At 34.4% G+C, this 3,157-nt stretch carries 4 protein-coding genes and 1 pseudogene; 4 read left to right on the top strand and 1 reads right to left on the bottom strand.

Annotation, left to right across the window (positions count from 1 at the left end):
* A partial coding sequence (locus tag A2U94_RS19775; protein WP_156482311.1) for a transposase occupies nucleotides 1–166 on the bottom strand: 166 nt, incomplete at its 3' end.
* A 121-nt stretch (nucleotides 167–287) separates the two neighbouring features.
* Here A2U94_RS19775 and A2U94_RS19780 point away from each other — a divergent pair.
* From A2U94_RS19780 to A2U94_RS19795, 4 genes and pseudogenes are all read left to right on the top strand, one after another.
* Nucleotides 288–1,367, top strand: a pseudogene (locus A2U94_RS19780) (IS110 family RNA-guided transposase); the annotation flags it as partial.
* A 155-nt stretch (nucleotides 1,368–1,522) separates the two neighbouring features.
* Nucleotides 1,523–1,873, top strand: a complete 351-nt coding sequence (locus A2U94_RS19785) for a hypothetical protein (RefSeq protein ID WP_025907975.1) — start codon at nucleotides 1,523–1,525, stop codon at nucleotides 1,871–1,873.
* Between the two features lie 13 nt (nucleotides 1,874–1,886).
* Nucleotides 1,887–2,264, top strand: a complete 378-nt coding sequence (locus A2U94_RS19790) for an immunity 22 family protein (RefSeq protein ID WP_025907974.1) — start codon at nucleotides 1,887–1,889, stop codon at nucleotides 2,262–2,264.
* A gap of 259 nt (nucleotides 2,265–2,523) precedes the next feature.
* The coding region (locus A2U94_RS19795) for an IS4 family transposase (RefSeq protein ID WP_156482313.1) at nucleotides 2,524–3,157 on the top strand (634 nt) is incomplete at its 3' end.

Below are 3,157 nucleotides of genomic sequence, written 5' to 3' on the forward strand. Positions count from 1 at the left end.
CTTTGAAGGAACCAGAGGACTTACTTTGATTAATCCACTTATCAAGCGAAGATGGTGTTAACTCATATTCTCGAATGATGTCTTTACGAGGCTTTCCATTCTGATATAGCTGCACGATCTGTTGCTTAAATTCTTCGGTAAACGTTCGACGTACTTTTTTTGTCATGTAGATTCTCCTCATAACTGATTAGTATAGTTAATTCTACTTGACCTTAAAATTTCTGTCTAACTAAGTATAGCCGATCCATATATTAAACTAACGAACTCGTAAGTTTTAACGTAGTATATATGTGAGTGCTGGGGTATCAGTTGTATTTGGTTTAGAGGATGTTGGTGGTTATGGAAGAGCGTTAGCGAAATATTTAGTAGATCATGAACAAGTAGTGAAAGAAGTAAATCCAGCTTTATCATTTTTAGAGCGAAAAAGCCATGTGACGACACAAAAAAGTGATAGTTGGGATGCGGAATGCGTAGCCCGTATACTAATAAATAAGTTAAATCAATTACCAGATGCAAAGCCAAACGATTTATTTTGGTCGATACAACAACTAGTTTCAAGAAGGAATGCATTAGTAAAAGCACAAAGTGCATTAAAGAACCAACTACATATTCAATTAAACCATCATTATCCAAGCTATAAAAAGTTTTTCTCAGAGTTAGATGGAAAAACAGCATTAGCATTTTGGCAGCAATATCCGTCACCCTCTTGTTTAGAGGGGGCTAATATAAAGCAATTAACAGCTTTTTTATTAGATGTTAGCAACAATACATGTTCAGTAAAGAAAGCAAGCGACATATTAAAACTTGTAAAAGAAGATGGACATACAATGAAGGAATATCAAGACACACGAGACTTTTTAGTAAGAAGTATTGTACGGGAGATTGAGTTTAAAAAGAAAGAAATGAAACACATCGAAAGAGAATTAAAACAGCTAGTAAATCTACTAGATTATCAATTAGAGACGATGCTGTGAATAGAACTTGTGACGGCATCAGCATTAATAGCTGAGATAGGAGATATAAGACGATTTCTAAATGCCAATAAATTAGCACGATTTGCGGGGATTGCGCCTGTTTACTTTGGGTCTGGTGGGAAAGGTAAGACACATAAAAGCAAACAAGGAAACAGGGCGCTACATGCTTTATTTTATAATTTAGCAGTACAGCAAGTGCAAGTAGCAAAAGGAAGTAAGAAGCCACGGAATCCAGTGTTTCATGCGTACTACCAAAAGAAATTAAAAGAAGGAAAAACAAAAGGACAAGCATTGGTATGTATTATGAGAAGGCTTGTAAACATTGTATATGGCATGATGAAATATAAAATAGCTTATGAGTTGCCGGTAGTGGAAGAAAAAGAAGTAGTTTAATAAGGTTTACATGGTTTGTTTTTTTGTTGTGAGGGTTTAAGATTACAACATAGGGTACGGGTGAAACTAGTATATCTAAATTAACTACAGAAGATATTCCGACTGCAAAAAGTGGTAAATTTAATGATTTCTTTAACTCTCTTTCTACTAATGAATTGAATGAATTATGGCAAGATAAAAAGATTAGAAAGAAAATTGAGCGTCAGCTTAGAGAGCCTGGTGGTTTGCATGAATGGCATTTAGTATCAAGAGCTCCACAATCCAAATTTTGGGATATTAGTGCTGAAAAAATTAAGGATTTAAGAACGGCAATATCTGATGTTAAATTTGTAAATCCTAAAGGCGTTCATGGAGGGTTAGGTTCTACAAAAGCACATAATGAATTATTGGCAATTATTGATACATCAAATGACTATAACACATTTATTAGAAGACTTAATAATTGGGCTTACTATAGATTAGAGGGTGGAATTTCATCATTGCCAGAAGGATTAAGATTAAAATAGGAGTGTGTTATTTATGGAAAAGCAAGGAATGGTTTCAATATGGTTAGGTAATATTAAAACACAAAACCAGTTAGAGAAATACGTCAATTTAATATACGATGAAGACGGAGAGTCTGTACCTTCTAAATTTTTTGTAGATTTCAATATTGATATGGATGAAACAGATGAAGATTTTATTGAAAAAGCTGTATTAGAAGGAAAGAGTGATAATATCTCTGTTTTATTAGAGGGCTGTTCATATGAAGAGATTATACTACCTAAAATTAGAGGATATACTAACTTAAATAAGTTGTATAACGCTGTTATTTTAATTTACAATTTTGAGTACGAGAACATAGTTAATTCTTTTGAGGATTTTGATTATATTACTTCTACTAGTTACCTACAATAGTAATCTCTAGATTGAAATTTGAATAAACTGTTGAATAGCGAAGAGCGCTAACCTTATATTAATTTGAAACCTTGATGGGCTATATGCTTCTCAAGGTTTTTATAATTTATGTTTAAATTCACTAGTGTTGCATTAAAATAATTTCAGTTTTAAAAACACTCAAAATCTTCAATAATCTCGTTTTGCGTAAAGAAAAAGTCCTTTATAATGGATAAAGTCAGGTGGTCACCCGTCCAAATCCATTAAAAAGGACCCACGTATGGACAAGATTACACCAAAAACTTCATTTGGACAATGGTTTTCACCCATCAATCTTCAATTATTTGAAGAAAACGTGAAAACGATGAAAGTAGATTACTATACGAAAAAATTAACGACGGAATCGCTCTTTAAATTACTCCTTTTTGCACAGCTGCAAGAAATTGAAAGTCTGCACGCACTTACAGATTGTCTTTTCGACGAACAGCTTCAAAAAGGGATCGACCTTGATTCCATCAGTATTTCTCAGCTGTCACGCCGGTTAAATGGCATGAATCCAGATCTCTTTCAACGGCTTTTCCTGGATTTAGTGACACAAATTCATGCCAAAACGCACTACACGAAACTCGTGATGCCGTTAAAAATCCTTGATTCAAGTACATTACCACTCAATTTGACCAATCATAGATGGGCAACGTTCCGCAAAACAAAAGCAGGTGTGAAATTACATCTACGTCTTGTCTTTATGGAAAAAGGGACATCGTATCCTGAAAAAGCCGTTGTGACAACGGCAAAAGAACATGATCGCGGTCAACTTGAAGTCATGATCGATGACAAAGAATGCATGTACGTGTTTGACCGTGGCTACCTCGATTACGAGCGATTTGACCGCATGACAGATGATGGCTACTTTT

Origin of the sequence: Bacillus sp. VT 712 (assembly GCF_001614195.1) — a bacterium.
Taxonomy (GTDB): domain Bacteria; phylum Bacillota; class Bacilli; order Bacillales; family Bacillaceae_H; genus Priestia; species Priestia flexa.